Origin of the sequence: Proteus vulgaris (genome assembly GCF_011045815.1) — a bacterium.
Lineage (GTDB): Bacteria > Pseudomonadota > Gammaproteobacteria > Enterobacterales > Enterobacteriaceae > Proteus > Proteus vulgaris_B.
In genome coordinates this window covers 3,246,255-3,261,014 of the sequence record NZ_CP047344.1, presented here as the reverse complement: position 1 = coordinate 3,261,014, position 14,760 = coordinate 3,246,255, and the positions used below count along the sequence as shown (strand labels likewise).

Here is a 14,760-nt window from a genome sequence, read left to right as displayed (position 1 = left end):
ATTCCTTATGTGCGTTAATCCGTGTAGGCTATAAATTTAAATTTTCCATTTCCAAAGTGCTCAAACCTACCGCCAAACGTGCCAGTGACTTCTTTCCTAACTTCTTCTTTATCCATTCCTTCTGGATAAACACCTTCTTTAATCATTGAGCAGCTTGAGTGTGGCTTGCTGTAGTAATCCAATTTTGTCGGGTCTAATTTTCTAGGCTCCCATGAGCGATAAGCTCCAGTAGCTTTGTCTGTACTGACAACATAGTCATTAATGATTTCATCTTCTGATTCTTCCCATCCGCACTCATCGCAATATCCGCTAGGTGCTGTACATGCACTGCAAGGAGCACTTAAATGGCAAGAACAATTATTCACTGGATGTAGCTCTATGGTTCCTTGGCACCCATTACGCAAACAGGTGTCTCCTTCGCAATATCCGAAGTTACCCATAATTAATTCCTTATGTGCGTATTCCTCACTATTAATAGCGATATGAATGATTAAGTGGTTGGTTACTGCTGACCGAGGGATTAAGGCTTACCTAGAGCTTTTGCGATTGCTAGTTTTGCGGTTTTGTATTCTGGAAGAAAGTCGTCCTTTTCCTTGCTATAAAATAACTCCACTTGTGCTACAAGAGTTATTAATGATTCAAGAAGTTCAGGCGCGGCAGATATTAAGTAAGCATTTGACATGGCTTCTAACACCTGCCTTTCCTCATTTACAGTATGAGTCAGCATGGCAACCATCGTTGTTCTATCACCTACAACAGGACAGCCATTAGGACCCATCGTTGCGAGCCTCCATGGCGCTGGCGTACCTTTAAATCCCATATCACCCCCTAGCCTTTAACATTGCATCTGCCATGCGGTAGTAGGTTTCAGCTTTATCCTTGAAAATGGCGTCAATATCATCCTGTGACCAATATCCGCTATCCATGCGTTCAGTTGCCCAATCACCCTGCATGCATTTAGCAGCGAAATAATCGCGCAACGTCATGCCTGTGGTAGTGCCATGTAATTCTGTTGCTGGAACTGGAAAAGCTGCTCCACCTGTTTTATCTGGCACATTTCCGTAGGTGTAAAGTTTATCTGTCATACTCCCTCCGTTATTAACTAAATACGATGCTAATCATCAAGCTTGAGTTTTTGAATTAATTCCCTCACCACGGTATCTACCACTTCCTGATCGATGGTGTCGAATAGATTGTTGCGTGCATCTTCTGCTTTATCACAACTTTCCTCATCATCCTCGTCGTAATCCACCCACAGCCCAAAATCGACCTCAAGAATTTTCTCAGGCCAACAATATTGCACCCCGACTTTTTGCTCATCTACTTCACTGACTTTCTTAACTAAAATCTGTCGTCCATGTGACTCAAATTCCTTAAACCATATTTCCATCTCTATCTCCTATCTATTAATCAACTCACCACAGCCCACTAAATAATAAGCTCTGGTTAGTTGCCCATATATCGTCATGGGCTAACGCTATTCAAGCCATGAATAGGATCGGCATAATATTTATTTTTCTCTCAGTTTAGATTTGAACACTTACATAAATCCTCCGATTCAAACGGTACTTAGTAAATATGGCGAGACCGATTTATCGCCTTTGATTTGCTGGTCTAAAAAAGTTATCTCACCACAGCCCACAGAATGGACTGTAATTAGTTAACTAGGTTTGAGTCCTGTACTTTCTTTCTAACGCTGTGACTTGAGCTTTATTGAACCTAGCGTCATCCTCAGTTGCTATCTCAGATTCGCAACTGTCGCAAATTGAATATTTAGTGTTAATTACATGCTTAACTGAGTTGATCCTAACTTCTATTTCTTCCATCTCATGGTGCAAATACCCCTCACCACATACGGGGCATAGTTCCTTTTTATCCATTAAATCCTCCTTTTGATGCCTGCTTTTAACCACATCAGGCGAGGTGGTTCCTTACTTTCCACAGTCAAGGAAAATTGATATATTGGTTATTCCACAGTCAATATAGGAATGTTTTATGTCAGAAATAATTGACCCTAAGAAAAACCCTGAGCAAGCGGCACAGCAGTTATTGGTTGAAATGATTAGAGCAGGTAAAACTGGACCTGCTTTTGGTGCTGGTCTTCAGAATAATGGAAAGGCACTTATTTACACTTTTACGGCGCTTAACGAGCACTTTAAAAAACTAGGTGATTCCTAATTACTTTCATATAAAGCAATAAATGAATTTTTTATGGAGCTGGCTAACTCTTGAGCTAGCTCTTTTGGTGGTTGATTATCTTTCAGCAACTTACTTAGTGTATTAGCTGCTATTAGTTGGATATTCTCTGGTAAATCTTCAAATTTCATCTTACTTCTCCTATTTATCTCGCCGTAATCCCGAACTCACTGCTCGGCTGTTTTATTTTAACCCCTGAAAATACTGCTACATTAGGCAAGCAACAGTTATCTCCACTTGGATAATGCTTTGTTGGTTTGAGAGATAGAACAGGGCGTTCTTTCTTCTCTTTCACTGAGTTAGCTTTAGCAATTTCTTCTTCTTTCAGTTTGATATCTCTGAAAGATGCATATCTAGCATATTGCTTAGCCTTGAATGAGTTGCTGTTAACTTTCTTGACTATAACCGGCGTTGGATTGCCTTTAAATTTCTTTGGTGGCTGATAGTAAATTTCCACATATCCTCCGTTATTCTTTTGCTTAACCTAACGACCTCGTAAAGTCGCTAGAGTAAGCTGGCACACTCACGCAGTGCCCTCGCTCATGCCCTTGAGTCCGTCGTCAGGGGTATCACCAAGAATCCCTCACCTCTAACCGGTAGCTGATTGGCGGTCAGCTTGGAGTGCCGGAGCTATTTGTGATCTAGGAACCTTAACCCGTCGCTACACAGGCTAGCCATCATGCTACTCAGGGGTTAGTCACTACCTAACCTTTAACGCTATGCGTCAGCGGTCTGTCCGCGCTACTAAACCATTTTATTTTTCTCCCGTTGATTAATATTCTTGCGCTTGCATACCTAACACCTATCAGTGCTGCCTATTCCTATCTGTAATCACTCTCGTGCAGTAGTAACATTCTCACCAACCAGATCGTGCCTAGTGATATGTCGCATTTTTGCGTAAGGGTCTAAACAGGTTAGGTATGCTGTTCCGACTTTCCAAATTGTTAAAGAACATTAGGCTGTATTTCATGTTGCTTGCCTTCGATGTGTTTTAATATAGCCAAAGTTATTATTGATGTAAATAGCCTGAGATATATAAAAGCTATATTTGGCTATATATTTTTGTTTTAAAAGGTTATTTATTTTTTATTTTTTTATTGAAATGTGATGAATGGTAATTTTTAGATATAAAAAAGCCCTCAAGAAGAGGGCTGGATTGGGTTGTTATTTTCTATATTAACATTACAGACATATTAAAAACCCTACCTACAACCTTTACGCTTTCAATGTCTGCTATTTCATCTGGATAATCTATGGAGTTATAGCTTCTTATGATGAGCTTTCCTCCTGGTTGTCTAAGCAGGACTTTTACTCTAAATAAATCATCTTGCTCAATGAAATAAACCCCGCCATCAACAATTTTCTTATCATTACAATTAACAAAAACAGTTGTTCCGTTAGGTATAATGGGCTCCATACTTTCGCCATGCACAGGGAATGCACACACACCACTTGGTGATATTCCATACCTTCTTAAGGTTGATCTTGAAAATCTCAACTTAAAGTTATCGTGATCTTCATTGTTTGTGCAACCAACACCTGCTGCAAGCTCAATGCTCTTAAAATAAGGAACCTCAACCTCATCATCATCTAAAGGTGTACCATTTCCCCACTCTGATATTTTTCTCACCGATAATTCATCTTTGCTAACTCCATCCTGCTCTTGTTGCAAGAAATCAGGGAGAGAGCCACCGCCAGTTGTTAACCATACAGGATCAACGTTTAGTGATTTAGCTATCTCAACGGCTTTTCTTGAGCTTTGTGCTTTTCCAGATGTGAGCTTCCAGACGCTGGGTTGTGCCATTCCTACTGACTCAGCTAGTTCAACTTGAGTCATTCCTCTCATCTTCATGGCTAGATTTAGCCTTTCTGCAAATGTCGTATTTTTCATAATTTCATTATATAGCCGAGGTTATTTTTCAACAAACAGCTAAAGCTATTTACTTCGTGAATAACCTTGGCTATTATTAGGTATATTCCAACAGCCGAGGTTATTTATGAGAAATAAATTAATTGACAAGGCTATTGGCATGGTTGGTAGTCAGCAAAAACTGGCTGAGATATGTAACGTAAAACAACCTTCTGTATGGGCTTGGTTACATGGAAAGAAAAAACCATCTGCCACTAGCGCAAAGCGCATTGAATTAGCAACTAATGGAGCTATTCAAGCAAACAAATTAAGACCTGATTTACACGAAATATTTGGCGAAGTTTAAACGCCACGCTCTTTAAAAATTCATGCAGTGCCTTTTGACTTCAATCGGCAAATTATTATCAACAATCCGCTCATATGGAATGAGCCACGGATCATTACTGCTGTTCCCAATATGGGAAGTAATCTAAGAAGGAATTTAACAAATGGAACTATCAAACGAACGCAAATTTCGAGAAATCGAATCAAAAATCATGAAAGGGATACTTGTTACTGGCGCTAGAGAAGTAGCGAAAAGGACGGGTATTCACGAATCACAAATATCTCGCTGGCAATCTCAACAATCTAAAACGCAATTAAGCTTCATACAACGTTGTGCAAGGCTTTTAGTCGCTATTGGGTATGAGACACCGGATGACACAGTGATATTGCAAGGTGATGAGGCTAGAGCGTTAATTCAGATGCTTGAACATGTCAAAGCACCAAAAAGAAAAGCCCCAGCGGTAACTGAGGCTTCTCAACAAATGGACTTAATTTAACAACAACCCAATGAGGTAATTATGAATCAAATAACTACTTTAGTAAACAGTGGTGAATTAACCATGAGTAGTCGTGAAATTGCAGACCTTACAGGCAAGAGACACGACAATGTGATGGCTGATATCCGTAAGATGTTGGTTGAAATTCAATCTCCTGAAAAGTTAGGAGATTACATAGACACTAAAAACAGAACACAGCAAATGCTTCTGCTCAACAAAGAAGAATGTTTGTGTCTGATTTCTGGTTACAGCATCAAGTTAAGAATGGCAATCATTAAACGCTGGCAAGAACTTGAATCTCAAAAATCATTCATTCCTCAAACTCTACCAGAAGCTTTACGCCTCGCTGCTGACTTAGCAGAACAAAAGCAAATCGCAGAACAGAAATTAGCAATTGCAGCGCCTAAAGCTGAATTTGTTGATCGCTACGTTCAATCTACTGGCTTACTGGGTTTTAGAGAGGTGAGCAAATTACTAAAAGTGAAAGAGAACTTCTTTAGAGAGTTTCTACTTTCAAAAAGAATTATGTACAAGCTGGCTGGTAAATTAACACCTTATTCAGAACACCTTGACGCAGGGCGTTTTGATGTAAAAACAGGTGAGAATCAAATCAACGGTCACGCATACACACAAGTTAAATTTACCCCTAAAGGTATTCAGTGGATAGCAGGTTTACTGGCTAGAGAGCAATTGGAGGCGGCATGACGAATACAGCGGAAGTATTCCAGTTCCCTGCGATACAGCAGGAGACAAAGAGAGTGGCAGATACTGATGATGGATATACGAGAATTGCCAATGAATTACTTGAATCACTTTCCTGCTGTAATTTAACTGTTAGGCAGCTAAGAGTGATGTTAACGATTATCAGAAAAACCTATGGGTTTGGCAAAAAAGTAGACCGTATATCCGATTCTCAATTAGCTGACGTATCTGGACTATCAAGACAGAACGTTAACAAGGCAAAGAAAGAATTGATTTCAATGAATTACCTCATTCTTGAGGGTAATAAAATTGGGGTTAATAAAGAGGTTTCAGCATGGAAAAATCAATCTAGAGACTGTGTCTCTAACTTGAAGACTAAAAAAGTCTCTAACTTAGAGACAAATGATGTCTCTGACTTGGAGACACACAAAAGAAATACTTTAAAGAAAAAAGAAATAACTAATATATCGTCCGAGAATTCTAACGAATCCTCTGACAGGCCATCTGAAAAAGTTTTAGCCGTTAAGCCTGATGCGGTTGTTAGCTCACCCAAAGGTAACAAGTGGGGAAATGCTGATGACCTGAAAGCCGCTCAATGGATTTACTCGCAAGTCCTGATAGTAAGTCCTACGGCTAAGGAGCCTAACTGGTCAACATGGGCTAACGATATTCGTCTGATGAGGCAGTTAGACGGGCATACCCACCAAGATATTTGCAGAATGTTTAAATGGGCTAATCGTGACTCGTTCTGGTGTAGCAACGTGTTATCTCCCGCAAAGTTGCGTGAGAAATGGGACACATTGACCATGCAGAGCCAACAACCCAATCGAGGTAAGCGACAGGTTGATCCTGAACCAGCACAGAGCTGGAATACTCGTGAAGCATGGGAGAATGATTTTATATGAAGACTAATCTGGCTACTGCAATCGCTAATCGTGATGCAGGCGCATTGGCTAGAATGGCTCAGAGTAGCACCCCGCAAAAAGTTGTAAATAATCATGCTGAGCAACTAGTCGATGTATTATTCCGAAATCTGAAACAAATATTTCCAGCCTCAGTAAACACCATTTTCAAAAACGAGTCAGAGGAACTTACTGCAAAACGACAATGGATCGCCGCCTTTGCAGAAAATGGAATTACTACCAGAGAGCAACTTCAAAACGGTATGCGACATGCTAGAGCAAGTGATAACCCTTTCTGGCCTGCTGTTGGTCAATTTATCAAGTGGTGCAAGGAAGAGGATTATATAGCTCTTGGTTTGCCTGACGAGGATCAGCTTTACGAGCTCTATCGAGAATACTGCAAAATGCGTGGCTGGCGTGAAATGAAATGGCCCTCAAACGCTTGCTACTGGATGGTTACCAAAATTTACTCTGAGATGCGAAGTAAAAGCCTAACTGATAGCGAGGTTAAAAAGCTTTGCGCCAAAGAGTTACGGTTCATGACGGCAAGAATCAAATCAGGTGAAACTATTCCAGCGCCAGTGCTTCAGGTCGAACACAAAGTCACACCAACAAGTCGCAATAAATCACTGTCAATAATCGCAAGTTTGAAGCAAAAGCATGGCTTCAGATAACACGCAAGAGGATTTTTAGATGAAAGGAACTAATTATAAAGATCTCTTATGGGCTTATGCCGACGAGGCTACTTTCAGGAAAAGAAAATACATAAAGAACTGCAAAGACTATAACCGCAGGTTCTTCAAAAATTACCGAAGCGAGAAAGTGCTTAAGCGACTATTTAAAATTGAATGGGAGGCATCTAATGCAGGGAGCTAATTGGGTTAAGTGCTCAGATAAATTACCGGAAGTAGGGAGGAGGGTTCTTATTGCTACTGATTACCCATCTGTTTATGAGGCGGTCAGATATTTCGGTAATAAATTTAATAGATTTGGTCAAGAGGTAACAGCAACCCACTGGATGCCTTTGCCACTCCCACCAATGCCAGAGGGTGAATGATGGAATCACCACTTGCAAGAATGATTAAGCAACAAGTGTTCGACACTAACGTTGCTCGTTTAGTTAAGCTCAACGATGAGCAATGGGATTTCATACTTAATGACCAAGACGAACGCGCATGGTCTGGCGGTCATTATTACGGTCACGATTATGACGAATGGGAAATCTACATTGCCTACGATATCAAATATGTGAAAACAGGATTACGGGAGCCGTTGTTATGAGCGAACTCAAGAAATGCCCGTTTTGTGGTGGACGTGGTGAATATCACTACTTCGAGGATTTGGGTCACTTGGTCATCTGCTCTAACACTATTTGCCCATCAAATAAGTTCGGATATGAAGATGCCGATGAGGCTAAGCAAGCATGGAACAGGAGAGCTAATGATGAATGAGCTAAAAAAGTGCCCTTTGTGTGGCAGTAAAGTTAAATGGTGTGGAGAGAGCGAGCCGAACCCAGAAGATAACCACCTTTGTGATCATATCGAATGTACTAATGCTGATTGTGGCGCTGACTTCTCTTTTTCCCATAATAACGATATTTACCCTGATAATTCTGATGACATGACACCAAAAGAATTAATGCAAATTGACCGTGATTATTCAGCGCAAAGGTTTAACAGGAGAGCTAACAGTGAGTGAACCAGTAGAAGTCATGGTCTATTACGTTAACTTCAATACGAATAGCAGATTTTGGATGTTAAAAATAAATGCAGGCTGGATTGAGGAGCACTATAAATTCCCATGCAAACCAACTAAAAGACAAATCCGCAAAAAGAAAAAAGAATGGATCCAAGAAGCTAAATATTGGATAGAGGTATACGCAGAAATGCAAGGAGGTTAACTTGGAAGTAGATTTTCTCTTCCACGAATCAACCAAAAATACCGCATGGCAACACCTCAAAGAAGTTCTAGCAACAAACCAACCACACCGAATCATCATCAAGCCTTGGAAAAACAAACGTTCATTATCTCAGAATGCCACTTTTCATATGTGGTGCACAGAGATAAGTAAATACCTATGTAAGAACAACGCCAATTACACGCCAGAAACCGTTAAGGAGATGCTTAAGCATACATTCCTCGGTTATGAGGTGGTCGATATGGTTGACGTTACTACACAGCTTACAGAGCGCGTAAGAACACTTCGGAAAACATCAAAACTTGATACGGGTGAAATGTTCCACTTCATGGAGCAGGTTGAGCGCTGGGCGGTAGGTATAGGTTGTTTCGTGACGATACCTGATAACTCTCAATATATGGAATTAAAAAGGAAACAAAATGAGTAAATACGACAGACCATGTAAAGGCGTAACAATCGATGTGTATGACGTTTTAAAAGCCTTTGAAGTCACTAACCCAGCATTACAGCATTTAATTAAAAAAGCTCTCTGCGCTGGATTGAGGGGACATAAAGACAAAGAACAAGACTTATGTGAAGTGCTGGCATCGGCAAAGCGGGCTATTGAGTTGGAGGCTGGAAGCAATGGCTAAGAGAAATAACGCATTAGAGAACATGAAAAAGTGGATGGAAGTCATTCCTCAATGTTTGCAAACAGAAAGCCAGAAAACCTTTGAAGATGAAGTCGTTAGTCTTGAGTTGGAAATGACTAAAAAGGAGTTTGTGAAAAGAGGTTTTCTACCTCCTGAATTTAAAAGTGAAAGTGAAAAGCGTAGCTGGTTAGAGGCGGTGGTTGAATTGGAACGCATCGATAAAAAATTGAATCGAGCGCAAAAAGAGGTGGAGCGCTTAGAAGAAAGTCGCCGTGAGCACATTAATCGCTACAACTTAAACAGGAGGTGATCATGACTGAAGAACAATACAGGACTTATGCGCGAGTGATAGTGGTTGGTCGTGAATTTATCTCATTTAATCACAACACTATTTCATCTGTTACGGGTTTAACACCCGCAAGAGTCGGAATTATTCTAAGAAAGTTACTTGCATTCCAGTGTGTGGTGCATGTTGAAATAAAGAGCCGTAAACGCACTCGCCCAATCAATAACTACGCGGTAACAGACGATGCTATTACTCGGTTGAGAAATCAATTTGAAAAAGAGCGACTGGCTAACCTTCCACTCTTCCCAAAAGCAAAGAAAGTTGAAGCAAAGAAGCCTAGAAAAGTGCTGGATGATTTTATGTGTGGATTGTCATTTGTCGATAAAGCCAACGTCTCAGGTATGGGTAATCCGATGTTGATGAAGTTTGATTCTTTATTGAGCGGAGTGAGAGTGTGAGTGAAGAACGCAACGGAATTTACCTCCGAATCAATGGGGATCAGTATCGGCATATTTGGGTGGTTGGCGATATTCATGGATGCTTCAATCTATTAAAAAGGAACATGCATCGAGTTGATTTTGATAAAGAAAAAGATTTATTAATCTCAGTTGGCGACCTAATTGACCGTGGGGACCAAAACGTTGAATGCCTAGACTTGATTAATGAGAAATGGTTTAGAGCTGTACGTGGCAATCATGAGCAAATGGCTATTGACGCTTTGTTTAATGGGGAGCCTTCACATAACTGGCTCTATAACGGCGGTGATTGGTTTTTCATGCAGGACTACGATAGTGAAGTTTTATCCCGAGCCTGTTTAGCTAAAGCTGAGCAACTACCGCTAATAATCGAAGTAAATACAGATGGAAAAAAGACAGTCATTGCACATGCTGATTACCCATCCGATGAATACGAGTTCGGCAAGCCAGTAGATGAGCAGTATGTCATTTGGAGTCGTGAGCGTATTGGTGACGATAACGTCCGTGAGATTAAAGGCGCTGACCTATTTCTATTTGGGCATACACCAATGATTAAAGGTATCGAAAAGCGCGCTAATCAGGAATACATCGATACTGGGGCAGCGTTTGGTTATGGGCTAACTATGAGGCAAATCAAATGAACTGCATGTCATGCAATAGACCGCTAACAGATGAAGAAATTTATGTGTGTAGCAAGTGTGCTGATGAATACGCTCATTTGGAAGTGATGGATAAAATCAAAGGAGAGGGAGATGGCGAACTTACGCAAAGAAGCTCGAGGTCGTGAATGCCAAATTAGAATACCTGGAGTGTGTAACGGCAATTCTGAAACTGTCGTCTTAGCTCATTATCGAATGTCTGGCATTTGTGGTACCGGAATAAAACCTAATGATATTTTTGGTGCTTGGGCATGTAGTGCTTGTCACGATGAATCAGATAGACGTACTCACTACGTCGATGCTGAATACGCAAAGCAATGTCATTTAGAAGGCGTTATTCGCACTCAGGATATTCTCATCAAGGAGGGTAAGATTAAGGTATGAACGAGTATCACTTAAAATTACCGTGGCCACCGAGCAATAATACGTACTGGAGGCATTGTAGAGGACGCCATTATATCTCATCCAAAGGCACTAACTATCGAAAGCAAGTAACAGATTACATCAAGCAACATAACCTAGACGTCAAAACCACTTCCCGCATCAAAATAGTCATCATAGCAAATCCCCCAGATAAACGACAAAGAGACCTTGATAACTTGCCTAAAGCAGTTTTCGATTCGTTAACTCATGCCGAATTTTGGGTGGATGATAGCCAGATTGATGATATGCGGATCCGTCGAGGTGAAAAGGTTACTCATGGCTCATTAGATATCACGATATGGGAGATAGATGATGTTCACTGACTTAATCGCAGCTATTGAAGAAGCTAGATATTTAAAATCCAAATCAGGCGGTCGAGTTAACTTCTGTGTAATCCAGATTGCTGAATGCATGGAAGTATTATGCGGGCTGATGGATGGTGTCAGGGTTTTATATACAACTGCAAATGATGACTATCACACAGTGTTACCGGAGGCGAGATGAGTTATATCGGAGAGCAGGAATTAACAGATGAACAGTTTAGCTGGCTAGATGGTTGGTTGGAGCTTTGGGGGGCTTGGGTTCAATCGGGTCGGTCTGGACGCATGATAAACATGATTTATAAGTTTATGAAAACGGTCGAGCCGAATGCAGCGCCATCAAGACCTATGTGCAATGACGATGAAGGAATGTTGATTTCTCAGGTCGTAGATTCAGTCATCGCCACTGACACACAGGCTTATGGAATATTACTAAGTTATTACGCTCATGGTTCATCTAAGCTGTCGATTGCATCTTACTATCACCGAGTTGCAAAACCACGCAAAATGCAAACCAAGGGTGGCAATAGATTTAAAAAGCCATCACTTGGAACTTGCAGAAATGATGTTGATGCAAAACTCAAGGCTGCTCAGTGGTTATTGTACGAACCTCTTCGAAATGCAATGAATAATCGAAAACGTGTAGCTAAAGTTAAGAAAATAACTGAACTTTGCTATTGACTTATAATATCAAATTAGCAATACTAATCAGGTAAGTTGCTTTACGTGACTCTTAAGTTTACTTACCTCATTCAAGACCTCGCTTCGGCGGGGTTTTTTGTTATCTGAAACCTGTAAGCAGTCGTTACAAGTTCAACTCTCCGGAATTTCCGGATAGTTCACATGTTCGGTTATTCCGAACAACTCATTTTAAAGATCGCTTAGGCGGCCTTTTTTCGTATATGCCGACCACAGAATCAATCACAACACCTCACGTTCACACAAGAGCTGTGAGTCGGCGTTCTATTAACTTTAATTACGGAACACTCCGCAGGGGTGTGAGTATGCGCATGCCTGAAAAAAATACAGAATTCTGGGTGCAAATCTGGGGCTGGATAACAATAAATGCGCCACTTATCGCTGGCGTTTTGTTAGCCGGAATGACTGCTTTTACCAGGGAGAAAAGAGAAGGTTCGGGATGGAAGGCATCTCTAGCTGAGGCGGCTATATGTGCCTTTATCAGTATTGGCATTATTACTGCTTTGGAGTATGCCAAATTACCTATCAGTTTAGCCCAGTTTTTTGGTGTGTTTATTGGCTTCTTAGGTACTAAGAAAATCGGCGCAATCGTGGAAGCGGTAATGTCGTTCTTCAAAAACAAATTCGGAGTTAACAAATGACACTCGGTGAGAAACAACGCAAGTTCACTCGTATGATTGCGGACTTAATTATCTTTGCTTATGACAACGGATATGAGCTGACATTCTCGGAAGCATACCGAACGCCAGAGCAGGCACAGTTAAATGCCAAATCAGGTGCGGGTATTAAAAACAGCGTACACACACAACGCCTAGCTGTGGATTTCAACCTATTTAAAGATGGCAAATATCTAACTGCATCAAGTGACCATAAATTGCTTGGTGAACATTGGGAATCTATCGGCGGTACATGGGGTGGTCGATTCAATGACGGTAATCACTACTCGTTAGAGCACAATGGCGTTAAGTGATATGGGGATAATAACAAAAGAGCTTTTAAAGCTGCTGGCAAAGTATTTTGTTGCATTTATCCCCCTGTTGGTGATTTTGTTTTTTGTTCATCAAAACTCAAATCTAAAGAGAGATATTGACGAGTTGGAAAAAGATAAGTCATCACTCACCGAGCAACTCTCACGCCAAAACTCAATCACAGAAAACGCCAACCGAACATTCAGGATTATCAACAATGTCTCATCACTTAATAGCGAAGAGCGGAATAGGTCAGCCGTGGATTCTGAAAAAGTTAAAACGGTTATCAAAACTGTTCTTGTCAATAATGATTGTGCCAATACCGCTATTCCTAATGATGCTCTTATCAGGATGCACGACTATTCAGAAAGAATACGTGCCAGTGGAACATATATCGATACCAGCACACCTAACCGCTGATTGTTTATTGCCATACATACCAGAACAAATGACATGGGGAGAATCCTTAATGTTAAACATCTCCCTGTTATCGGTTATTGAGCAATGTAACTCAGACAAGAAAGCAATACGGGAAATTGAACAACAACGACAGGTGATGAAATGAATCAAAAAAATGAATCTGAATTTGACGCAGTAGTTAAACCACTAATGAAGTATCTTGCAGAAAACTATCATCCTCACGTTAAGGTCGTGGTAGATAGCACTACCGCAGAACTCGTTGAGGTTCATAACTCAATTTCGACAGATGAATTTATCAAAGATTAATAACGAGCCTCGCAATAGCGGGGCTTTTTAATGGAGAAATATCATGGCAGTAGAAGGTTCAGATAATCCAGTTAAATTCCGTGAAGAACTGGATAAAAGCATTCCAAAAGAATAAAAAAAGCCCAGCATGGGGGCTGGGCAATACTAACAAGATATCAATCAAAGTATAGCGATGTTTACTTAGTATAGCTTAAGTAAGTGTATATACCAGTTTGGTTAGATAAATCGTTTATCCATTAAGGAGGTCGATCCCTATCTTGACTGCTAGGAACAGACTAGAAGTGACCAAAGTAACGTAGTGATGCGTGATGATGGTTGCGAACTCTACGCATTTCATTGCTCATTCACAGAGCAACTCTAAAACGTCGAATCCAATCACTTTGATATGAGCCTTCGAGGAAGTCAGTTATAGCTGGCGAGCTTCGACGGGCTGATTTTCTATGTGAACGAGGGTTCATTTCAAATGAAGGTAATACGTTATGCAATATCCAAGAGTAAGTATTAATGGTGTATCTGTTCGTGTTGATGACAAAGGAAGGTATAACCTAAATGATTTACATGCCTCAGCCGTGGCAAATGGCGAAGCCAGAGAGAGTCAAAAGCCAAGCCAATTTTTGAGAAGCAAACAGGTTAAGACATTTGTAGAAAAATTAAGCGCAATGCAAAAATGCACTGCGGTCAAAGTCATTAACGGTGGGCTTAATCATGGTGTATGGGCATTAGAGTTAGTTGTTATTCGATATGCAGCTTGGTTAAAGCCTGAGTTTGAAATTCTCGTATATAACACCTTTAAGGATGCTACGAGAAAAGGGTTAGATATCATGGCTAAGTTGAACAAGTTAGATCATGTAATCAATACCGAAACCAAAAATGTTAGTAGCTGCGCGAGAACGATGGCTAACTGGGGTGTTGGTGGTAGAAAACAATTACTACTATCTGCAAGGGAGCGGGTTGTGAAAGAGGCTCAAATCTATCTTCCTGGTATTGAATAATGACTAAACAAGAAAAAGACTGGTTAGATGTTCTTCATCGTCAATTACAGCAATCACTTGAATACTTACACTGTGGCAGAGTTGATGATGGCAGGATAGTTGCTGAAATCGTCGAGCGGGAGTTAGGCAAGCTAGTCAACAAACAGAAAACCAAATAGGCCCTAGTGGCC

Annotated in this window: 34 protein-coding genes; 26 read left to right on the top strand and 8 right to left on the bottom strand. The window is 40.7% G+C overall.

The genetic code is table 11. From position 1 onward, the window contains the following. Positions 1 to 14 precede the first annotated feature (14 nt). The 5 genes from GTH24_RS15485 to GTH24_RS15465 all read right to left on the bottom strand — a co-directional run bounded on the left by GTH24_RS15485 (position 15) and on the right by GTH24_RS15465 (position 1,880). Complete coding sequence (locus GTH24_RS15485; protein WP_164526663.1) at positions 15 to 440, bottom strand: hypothetical protein; 426 nt, start codon at positions 438 to 440, stop codon at positions 15 to 17. A gap of 80 nt (positions 441 to 520) precedes the next feature. After that, complete coding sequence (locus GTH24_RS15480; RefSeq protein WP_164526662.1) at positions 521 to 820, bottom strand: hypothetical protein; 300 nt, start codon at positions 818 to 820, stop codon at positions 521 to 523. 1 nt (position 821) lies between these two features. Continuing rightward, positions 822 to 1,085, bottom strand: coding sequence for a hypothetical protein (locus tag GTH24_RS15475; protein ID WP_164525801.1), 264 nt, complete (start codon positions 1,083 to 1,085; stop codon positions 822 to 824). Positions 1,086 to 1,114: 29 nt separating this feature from the next. Further along, positions 1,115 to 1,390, bottom strand: coding sequence for a hypothetical protein (locus GTH24_RS15470; protein WP_164526661.1), 276 nt, complete (start codon positions 1,388 to 1,390; stop codon positions 1,115 to 1,117). Between the two features lie 274 nt (positions 1,391 to 1,664). Further along, the gene (locus tag GTH24_RS15465) at positions 1,665 to 1,880 is read right to left on the bottom strand and encodes a hypothetical protein (RefSeq protein ID WP_164526660.1); all 216 of its coding nucleotides are present in this window, start codon (positions 1,878 to 1,880) and stop codon (positions 1,665 to 1,667) included. 115 nt (positions 1,881 to 1,995) lie between these two features. On the opposite strand from GTH24_RS15465, the gene GTH24_RS15460 reads away from it, so the two are divergent. Then, positions 1,996 to 2,178 carry a hypothetical protein gene (locus GTH24_RS15460; RefSeq protein ID WP_164526659.1) on the top strand — a complete coding sequence of 61 codons (183 nt, stop codon included), beginning with the start codon at positions 1,996 to 1,998 and terminating at the stop codon, positions 2,176 to 2,178. Here the strand turns inward: GTH24_RS15460 and GTH24_RS15455 are convergent. The 3 genes from GTH24_RS15455 to GTH24_RS15445 all read right to left on the bottom strand — a co-directional run bounded on the left by GTH24_RS15455 (position 2,175) and on the right by GTH24_RS15445 (position 4,087). Continuing rightward, a complete protein-coding gene (locus GTH24_RS15455) occupies positions 2,175 to 2,327 on the bottom strand; it encodes a hypothetical protein (RefSeq protein WP_164526658.1) in 153 nt (50 codons plus the stop codon). The genes GTH24_RS15460 and GTH24_RS15455 overlap by 4 nt on opposite strands. 14 nt (positions 2,328 to 2,341) lie before the next feature. After that, a complete protein-coding gene (locus GTH24_RS15450) occupies positions 2,342 to 2,653 on the bottom strand; it encodes a hypothetical protein (protein ID WP_241253982.1) in 312 nt (103 codons plus the stop codon). A gap of 714 nt (positions 2,654 to 3,367) precedes the next feature. Continuing rightward, the gene (locus GTH24_RS15445; RefSeq protein ID WP_164526657.1) at positions 3,368 to 4,087 is read right to left on the bottom strand and encodes an XRE family transcriptional regulator; all 720 of its coding nucleotides are present in this window, start codon (positions 4,085 to 4,087) and stop codon (positions 3,368 to 3,370) included. Positions 4,088 to 4,193: 106 nt separating this feature from the next. Between GTH24_RS15445 and GTH24_RS15440 the strand changes: the two genes are divergently transcribed. From GTH24_RS15440 to GTH24_RS15320, 25 genes are all read left to right on the top strand, one after another. Continuing rightward, positions 4,194 to 4,412 carry a transcriptional regulator gene (locus tag GTH24_RS15440; RefSeq protein ID WP_072063072.1) on the top strand — a complete coding sequence of 73 codons (219 nt, stop codon included), beginning with the start codon at positions 4,194 to 4,196 and terminating at the stop codon, positions 4,410 to 4,412. A 142-nt stretch (positions 4,413 to 4,554) separates the two neighbouring features. Next, on the top strand, positions 4,555 to 4,887 hold the full coding sequence (locus GTH24_RS15435; protein ID WP_063073726.1) for a CII family transcriptional regulator: 333 nt from the start codon (positions 4,555 to 4,557) through the stop codon (positions 4,885 to 4,887). A gap of 21 nt (positions 4,888 to 4,908) precedes the next feature. Next, on the top strand, positions 4,909 to 5,592 hold the full coding sequence (locus GTH24_RS15430; RefSeq protein ID WP_164526656.1) for a phage antirepressor KilAC domain-containing protein: 684 nt from the start codon (positions 4,909 to 4,911) through the stop codon (positions 5,590 to 5,592). Beyond that, positions 5,589 to 6,494 carry a replication protein gene (locus tag GTH24_RS22225; protein WP_241253981.1) on the top strand — a complete coding sequence of 302 codons (906 nt, stop codon included), beginning with the start codon at positions 5,589 to 5,591 and terminating at the stop codon, positions 6,492 to 6,494. Before GTH24_RS15430 ends, GTH24_RS22225 begins: the two co-directional genes overlap by 4 nt. Next, on the top strand, positions 6,491 to 7,165 hold the full coding sequence (locus GTH24_RS15420; protein ID WP_164526655.1) for a replication protein P: 675 nt from the start codon (positions 6,491 to 6,493) through the stop codon (positions 7,163 to 7,165). The genes GTH24_RS22225 and GTH24_RS15420 overlap by 4 nt, the downstream gene beginning before the upstream one ends. A 188-nt stretch (positions 7,166 to 7,353) precedes the next feature. Then, positions 7,354 to 7,548 (top strand): DUF551 domain-containing protein, encoded by a 195-nt coding sequence (locus tag GTH24_RS22500; RefSeq protein WP_164526654.1) that lies wholly within the window; start codon positions 7,354 to 7,356, stop codon positions 7,546 to 7,548. Continuing rightward, positions 7,545 to 7,772 (top strand): hypothetical protein, encoded by a 228-nt coding sequence (locus tag GTH24_RS15410; RefSeq protein ID WP_164526653.1) that lies wholly within the window; start codon positions 7,545 to 7,547, stop codon positions 7,770 to 7,772. Before GTH24_RS22500 ends, GTH24_RS15410 begins: the two co-directional genes overlap by 4 nt. After that, positions 7,769 to 7,942 (top strand): Lar family restriction alleviation protein, encoded by a 174-nt coding sequence (locus GTH24_RS15405; RefSeq protein WP_164526652.1) that lies wholly within the window; start codon positions 7,769 to 7,771, stop codon positions 7,940 to 7,942. The genes GTH24_RS15410 and GTH24_RS15405 overlap by 4 nt, the downstream gene beginning before the upstream one ends. Continuing rightward, a complete protein-coding gene (locus GTH24_RS15400) occupies positions 7,932 to 8,189 on the top strand; it encodes a hypothetical protein (protein WP_164526651.1) in 258 nt (85 codons plus the stop codon). The genes GTH24_RS15405 and GTH24_RS15400 overlap by 11 nt, the downstream gene beginning before the upstream one ends. Continuing rightward, on the top strand, positions 8,182 to 8,391 hold the full coding sequence (locus tag GTH24_RS15395) for a DUF7279 family protein (protein WP_164526650.1): 210 nt from the start codon (positions 8,182 to 8,184) through the stop codon (positions 8,389 to 8,391). The genes GTH24_RS15400 and GTH24_RS15395 overlap by 8 nt, the downstream gene beginning before the upstream one ends. Before the next feature lies 1 nt (position 8,392). Next, positions 8,393 to 8,836: a YbcN family protein gene (locus tag GTH24_RS15390; protein WP_164526649.1), complete on the top strand. Its 444-nt coding sequence runs from the start codon at positions 8,393 to 8,395 to the stop codon at positions 8,834 to 8,836. Then, the gene (locus tag GTH24_RS15385) at positions 8,829 to 9,041 is read left to right on the top strand and encodes a hypothetical protein (protein ID WP_164526259.1); all 213 of its coding nucleotides are present in this window, start codon (positions 8,829 to 8,831) and stop codon (positions 9,039 to 9,041) included. Before GTH24_RS15390 ends, GTH24_RS15385 begins: the two co-directional genes overlap by 8 nt. Beyond that, positions 9,034 to 9,351 (top strand): hypothetical protein, encoded by a 318-nt coding sequence (locus tag GTH24_RS15380; RefSeq protein ID WP_164525799.1) that lies wholly within the window; start codon positions 9,034 to 9,036, stop codon positions 9,349 to 9,351. The genes GTH24_RS15385 and GTH24_RS15380 overlap by 8 nt, the downstream gene beginning before the upstream one ends. Positions 9,352 to 9,353: 2 nt before the next feature. Then, entirely contained in the window at positions 9,354 to 9,785 is a 432-nt protein-coding gene (locus GTH24_RS15375) for a hypothetical protein (RefSeq protein WP_164526260.1), read from the top strand. Beyond that, positions 9,782 to 10,444: a metallophosphoesterase gene (locus tag GTH24_RS15370; RefSeq protein ID WP_164526261.1), complete on the top strand. Its 663-nt coding sequence runs from the start codon at positions 9,782 to 9,784 to the stop codon at positions 10,442 to 10,444. Before GTH24_RS15375 ends, GTH24_RS15370 begins: the two co-directional genes overlap by 4 nt. A 111-nt stretch (positions 10,445 to 10,555) precedes the next feature. After that, positions 10,556 to 10,846 (top strand): DUF1364 domain-containing protein, encoded by a 291-nt coding sequence (locus GTH24_RS15365; protein ID WP_063108505.1) that lies wholly within the window; start codon positions 10,556 to 10,558, stop codon positions 10,844 to 10,846. Then, positions 10,843 to 11,208 (top strand): RusA family crossover junction endodeoxyribonuclease, encoded by a 366-nt coding sequence (locus tag GTH24_RS15360; RefSeq protein WP_164526262.1) that lies wholly within the window; start codon positions 10,843 to 10,845, stop codon positions 11,206 to 11,208. The genes GTH24_RS15365 and GTH24_RS15360 overlap by 4 nt, the downstream gene beginning before the upstream one ends. Positions 11,209 to 11,385: 177 nt before the next feature. Continuing rightward, a complete protein-coding gene (locus GTH24_RS15355) occupies positions 11,386 to 11,886 on the top strand; it encodes an antiterminator Q family protein (protein ID WP_164526263.1) in 501 nt (166 codons plus the stop codon). A gap of 323 nt (positions 11,887 to 12,209) precedes the next feature. Next, positions 12,210 to 12,545, top strand: coding sequence for a phage holin, lambda family (locus GTH24_RS15350; RefSeq protein WP_164526264.1), 336 nt, complete (start codon positions 12,210 to 12,212; stop codon positions 12,543 to 12,545). Beyond that, on the top strand, positions 12,542 to 12,874 hold the full coding sequence (locus GTH24_RS15345) for a M15 family metallopeptidase (protein WP_164526265.1): 333 nt from the start codon (positions 12,542 to 12,544) through the stop codon (positions 12,872 to 12,874). Before GTH24_RS15350 ends, GTH24_RS15345 begins: the two co-directional genes overlap by 4 nt. Continuing rightward, positions 12,861 to 13,292 (top strand): hypothetical protein, encoded by a 432-nt coding sequence (locus tag GTH24_RS15340; RefSeq protein WP_241253980.1) that lies wholly within the window; start codon positions 12,861 to 12,863, stop codon positions 13,290 to 13,292. Before GTH24_RS15345 ends, GTH24_RS15340 begins: the two co-directional genes overlap by 14 nt. Beyond that, the gene (gene lysC / locus GTH24_RS22495) at positions 13,180 to 13,437 is read left to right on the top strand and encodes an Rz1-like lysis system protein LysC (RefSeq protein WP_431311715.1); all 258 of its coding nucleotides are present in this window, start codon (positions 13,180 to 13,182) and stop codon (positions 13,435 to 13,437) included. The genes GTH24_RS15340 and lysC overlap by 113 nt, the downstream gene beginning before the upstream one ends. Next, a complete protein-coding gene (locus tag GTH24_RS15330; RefSeq protein ID WP_164526648.1) occupies positions 13,434 to 13,598 on the top strand; it encodes a hypothetical protein in 165 nt (54 codons plus the stop codon). The genes lysC and GTH24_RS15330 overlap by 4 nt, the downstream gene beginning before the upstream one ends. Positions 13,599 to 14,077: 479 nt before the next feature. After that, positions 14,078 to 14,590, top strand: a complete 513-nt coding sequence (locus GTH24_RS15325; protein ID WP_164526647.1) for a KilA-N domain-containing protein — start codon at positions 14,078 to 14,080, stop codon at positions 14,588 to 14,590. Next, entirely contained in the window at positions 14,590 to 14,748 is a 159-nt protein-coding gene (locus tag GTH24_RS15320) for a hypothetical protein (protein ID WP_164526646.1), read from the top strand. Before GTH24_RS15325 ends, GTH24_RS15320 begins: the two co-directional genes overlap by 1 nt. Positions 14,749 to 14,760: the final 12 nt, after the last annotated feature.

Excerpts from the sequence above, each read along its gene's own strand:
- GTH24_RS15355 (WP_164526263.1), top strand. The coding sequence starts at position 11,386 with ATGAGTTATATCGGAGAGCAGGAATTAACAGATGAACAGTTTAGCTGG.
- GTH24_RS15405 (WP_164526652.1), top strand. The coding sequence starts at position 7,769 with ATGAGCGAACTCAAGAAATGCCCGTTTTGTGGTGGACGTGGTGAATAT.
- GTH24_RS22225 (WP_241253981.1), top strand. The coding sequence starts at position 5,589 with ATGACGAATACAGCGGAAGTATTCCAGTTCCCTGCGATACAGCAGGAG.
- GTH24_RS15360 (WP_164526262.1), top strand. The coding sequence starts at position 10,843 with ATGAACGAGTATCACTTAAAATTACCGTGGCCACCGAGCAATAATACG.
- GTH24_RS15330 (WP_164526648.1), top strand. The coding sequence starts at position 13,434 with ATGAATCAAAAAAATGAATCTGAATTTGACGCAGTAGTTAAACCACTA.
- GTH24_RS15380 (WP_164525799.1), top strand. The coding sequence starts at position 9,034 with ATGGCTAAGAGAAATAACGCATTAGAGAACATGAAAAAGTGGATGGAA.
- GTH24_RS15375 (WP_164526260.1), top strand. The coding sequence starts at position 9,354 with ATGACTGAAGAACAATACAGGACTTATGCGCGAGTGATAGTGGTTGGT.
- GTH24_RS15485 (WP_164526663.1), bottom strand. The coding sequence starts at position 440 with ATGGGTAACTTCGGATATTGCGAAGGAGACACCTGTTTGCGTAATGGG.
- GTH24_RS15435 (WP_063073726.1), top strand. The coding sequence starts at position 4,555 with ATGGAACTATCAAACGAACGCAAATTTCGAGAAATCGAATCAAAAATC.
- GTH24_RS15470 (WP_164526661.1), bottom strand. The coding sequence starts at position 1,390 with ATGGAAATATGGTTTAAGGAATTTGAGTCACATGGACGACAGATTTTA.
- GTH24_RS15475 (WP_164525801.1), bottom strand. The coding sequence starts at position 1,085 with ATGACAGATAAACTTTACACCTACGGAAATGTGCCAGATAAAACAGGT.
- GTH24_RS15345 (WP_164526265.1), top strand. The coding sequence starts at position 12,542 with ATGACACTCGGTGAGAAACAACGCAAGTTCACTCGTATGATTGCGGAC.
- GTH24_RS15340 (WP_241253980.1), top strand. The coding sequence starts at position 12,861 with ATGGCGTTAAGTGATATGGGGATAATAACAAAAGAGCTTTTAAAGCTG.
- GTH24_RS15460 (WP_164526659.1), top strand. The coding sequence starts at position 1,996 with ATGTCAGAAATAATTGACCCTAAGAAAAACCCTGAGCAAGCGGCACAG.
- GTH24_RS15385 (WP_164526259.1), top strand. The coding sequence starts at position 8,829 with ATGAGTAAATACGACAGACCATGTAAAGGCGTAACAATCGATGTGTAT.
- GTH24_RS15455 (WP_164526658.1), bottom strand. The coding sequence starts at position 2,327 with ATGAAATTTGAAGATTTACCAGAGAATATCCAACTAATAGCAGCTAAT.
- GTH24_RS15420 (WP_164526655.1), top strand. The coding sequence starts at position 6,491 with ATGAAGACTAATCTGGCTACTGCAATCGCTAATCGTGATGCAGGCGCA.
- GTH24_RS15445 (WP_164526657.1), bottom strand. The coding sequence starts at position 4,087 with ATGAAAAATACGACATTTGCAGAAAGGCTAAATCTAGCCATGAAGATG.
- GTH24_RS15350 (WP_164526264.1), top strand. The coding sequence starts at position 12,210 with ATGCGCATGCCTGAAAAAAATACAGAATTCTGGGTGCAAATCTGGGGC.
- GTH24_RS15325 (WP_164526647.1), top strand. The coding sequence starts at position 14,078 with ATGCAATATCCAAGAGTAAGTATTAATGGTGTATCTGTTCGTGTTGAT.
- GTH24_RS15465 (WP_164526660.1), bottom strand. The coding sequence starts at position 1,880 with ATGGATAAAAAGGAACTATGCCCCGTATGTGGTGAGGGGTATTTGCAC.
- GTH24_RS15320 (WP_164526646.1), top strand. The coding sequence starts at position 14,590 with ATGACTAAACAAGAAAAAGACTGGTTAGATGTTCTTCATCGTCAATTA.
- GTH24_RS15365 (WP_063108505.1), top strand. The coding sequence starts at position 10,556 with ATGGCGAACTTACGCAAAGAAGCTCGAGGTCGTGAATGCCAAATTAGA.
- lysC (WP_431311715.1), top strand. The coding sequence starts at position 13,180 with ATGATTGTGCCAATACCGCTATTCCTAATGATGCTCTTATCAGGATGC.
- GTH24_RS15400 (WP_164526651.1), top strand. The coding sequence starts at position 7,932 with ATGATGAATGAGCTAAAAAAGTGCCCTTTGTGTGGCAGTAAAGTTAAA.
- GTH24_RS22500 (WP_164526654.1), top strand. The coding sequence starts at position 7,354 with ATGCAGGGAGCTAATTGGGTTAAGTGCTCAGATAAATTACCGGAAGTA.
- GTH24_RS15410 (WP_164526653.1), top strand. The coding sequence starts at position 7,545 with ATGATGGAATCACCACTTGCAAGAATGATTAAGCAACAAGTGTTCGAC.
- GTH24_RS15440 (WP_072063072.1), top strand. The coding sequence starts at position 4,194 with ATGAGAAATAAATTAATTGACAAGGCTATTGGCATGGTTGGTAGTCAG.
- GTH24_RS15480 (WP_164526662.1), bottom strand. The coding sequence starts at position 820 with ATGGGATTTAAAGGTACGCCAGCGCCATGGAGGCTCGCAACGATGGGT.
- GTH24_RS15430 (WP_164526656.1), top strand. The coding sequence starts at position 4,909 with ATGAATCAAATAACTACTTTAGTAAACAGTGGTGAATTAACCATGAGT.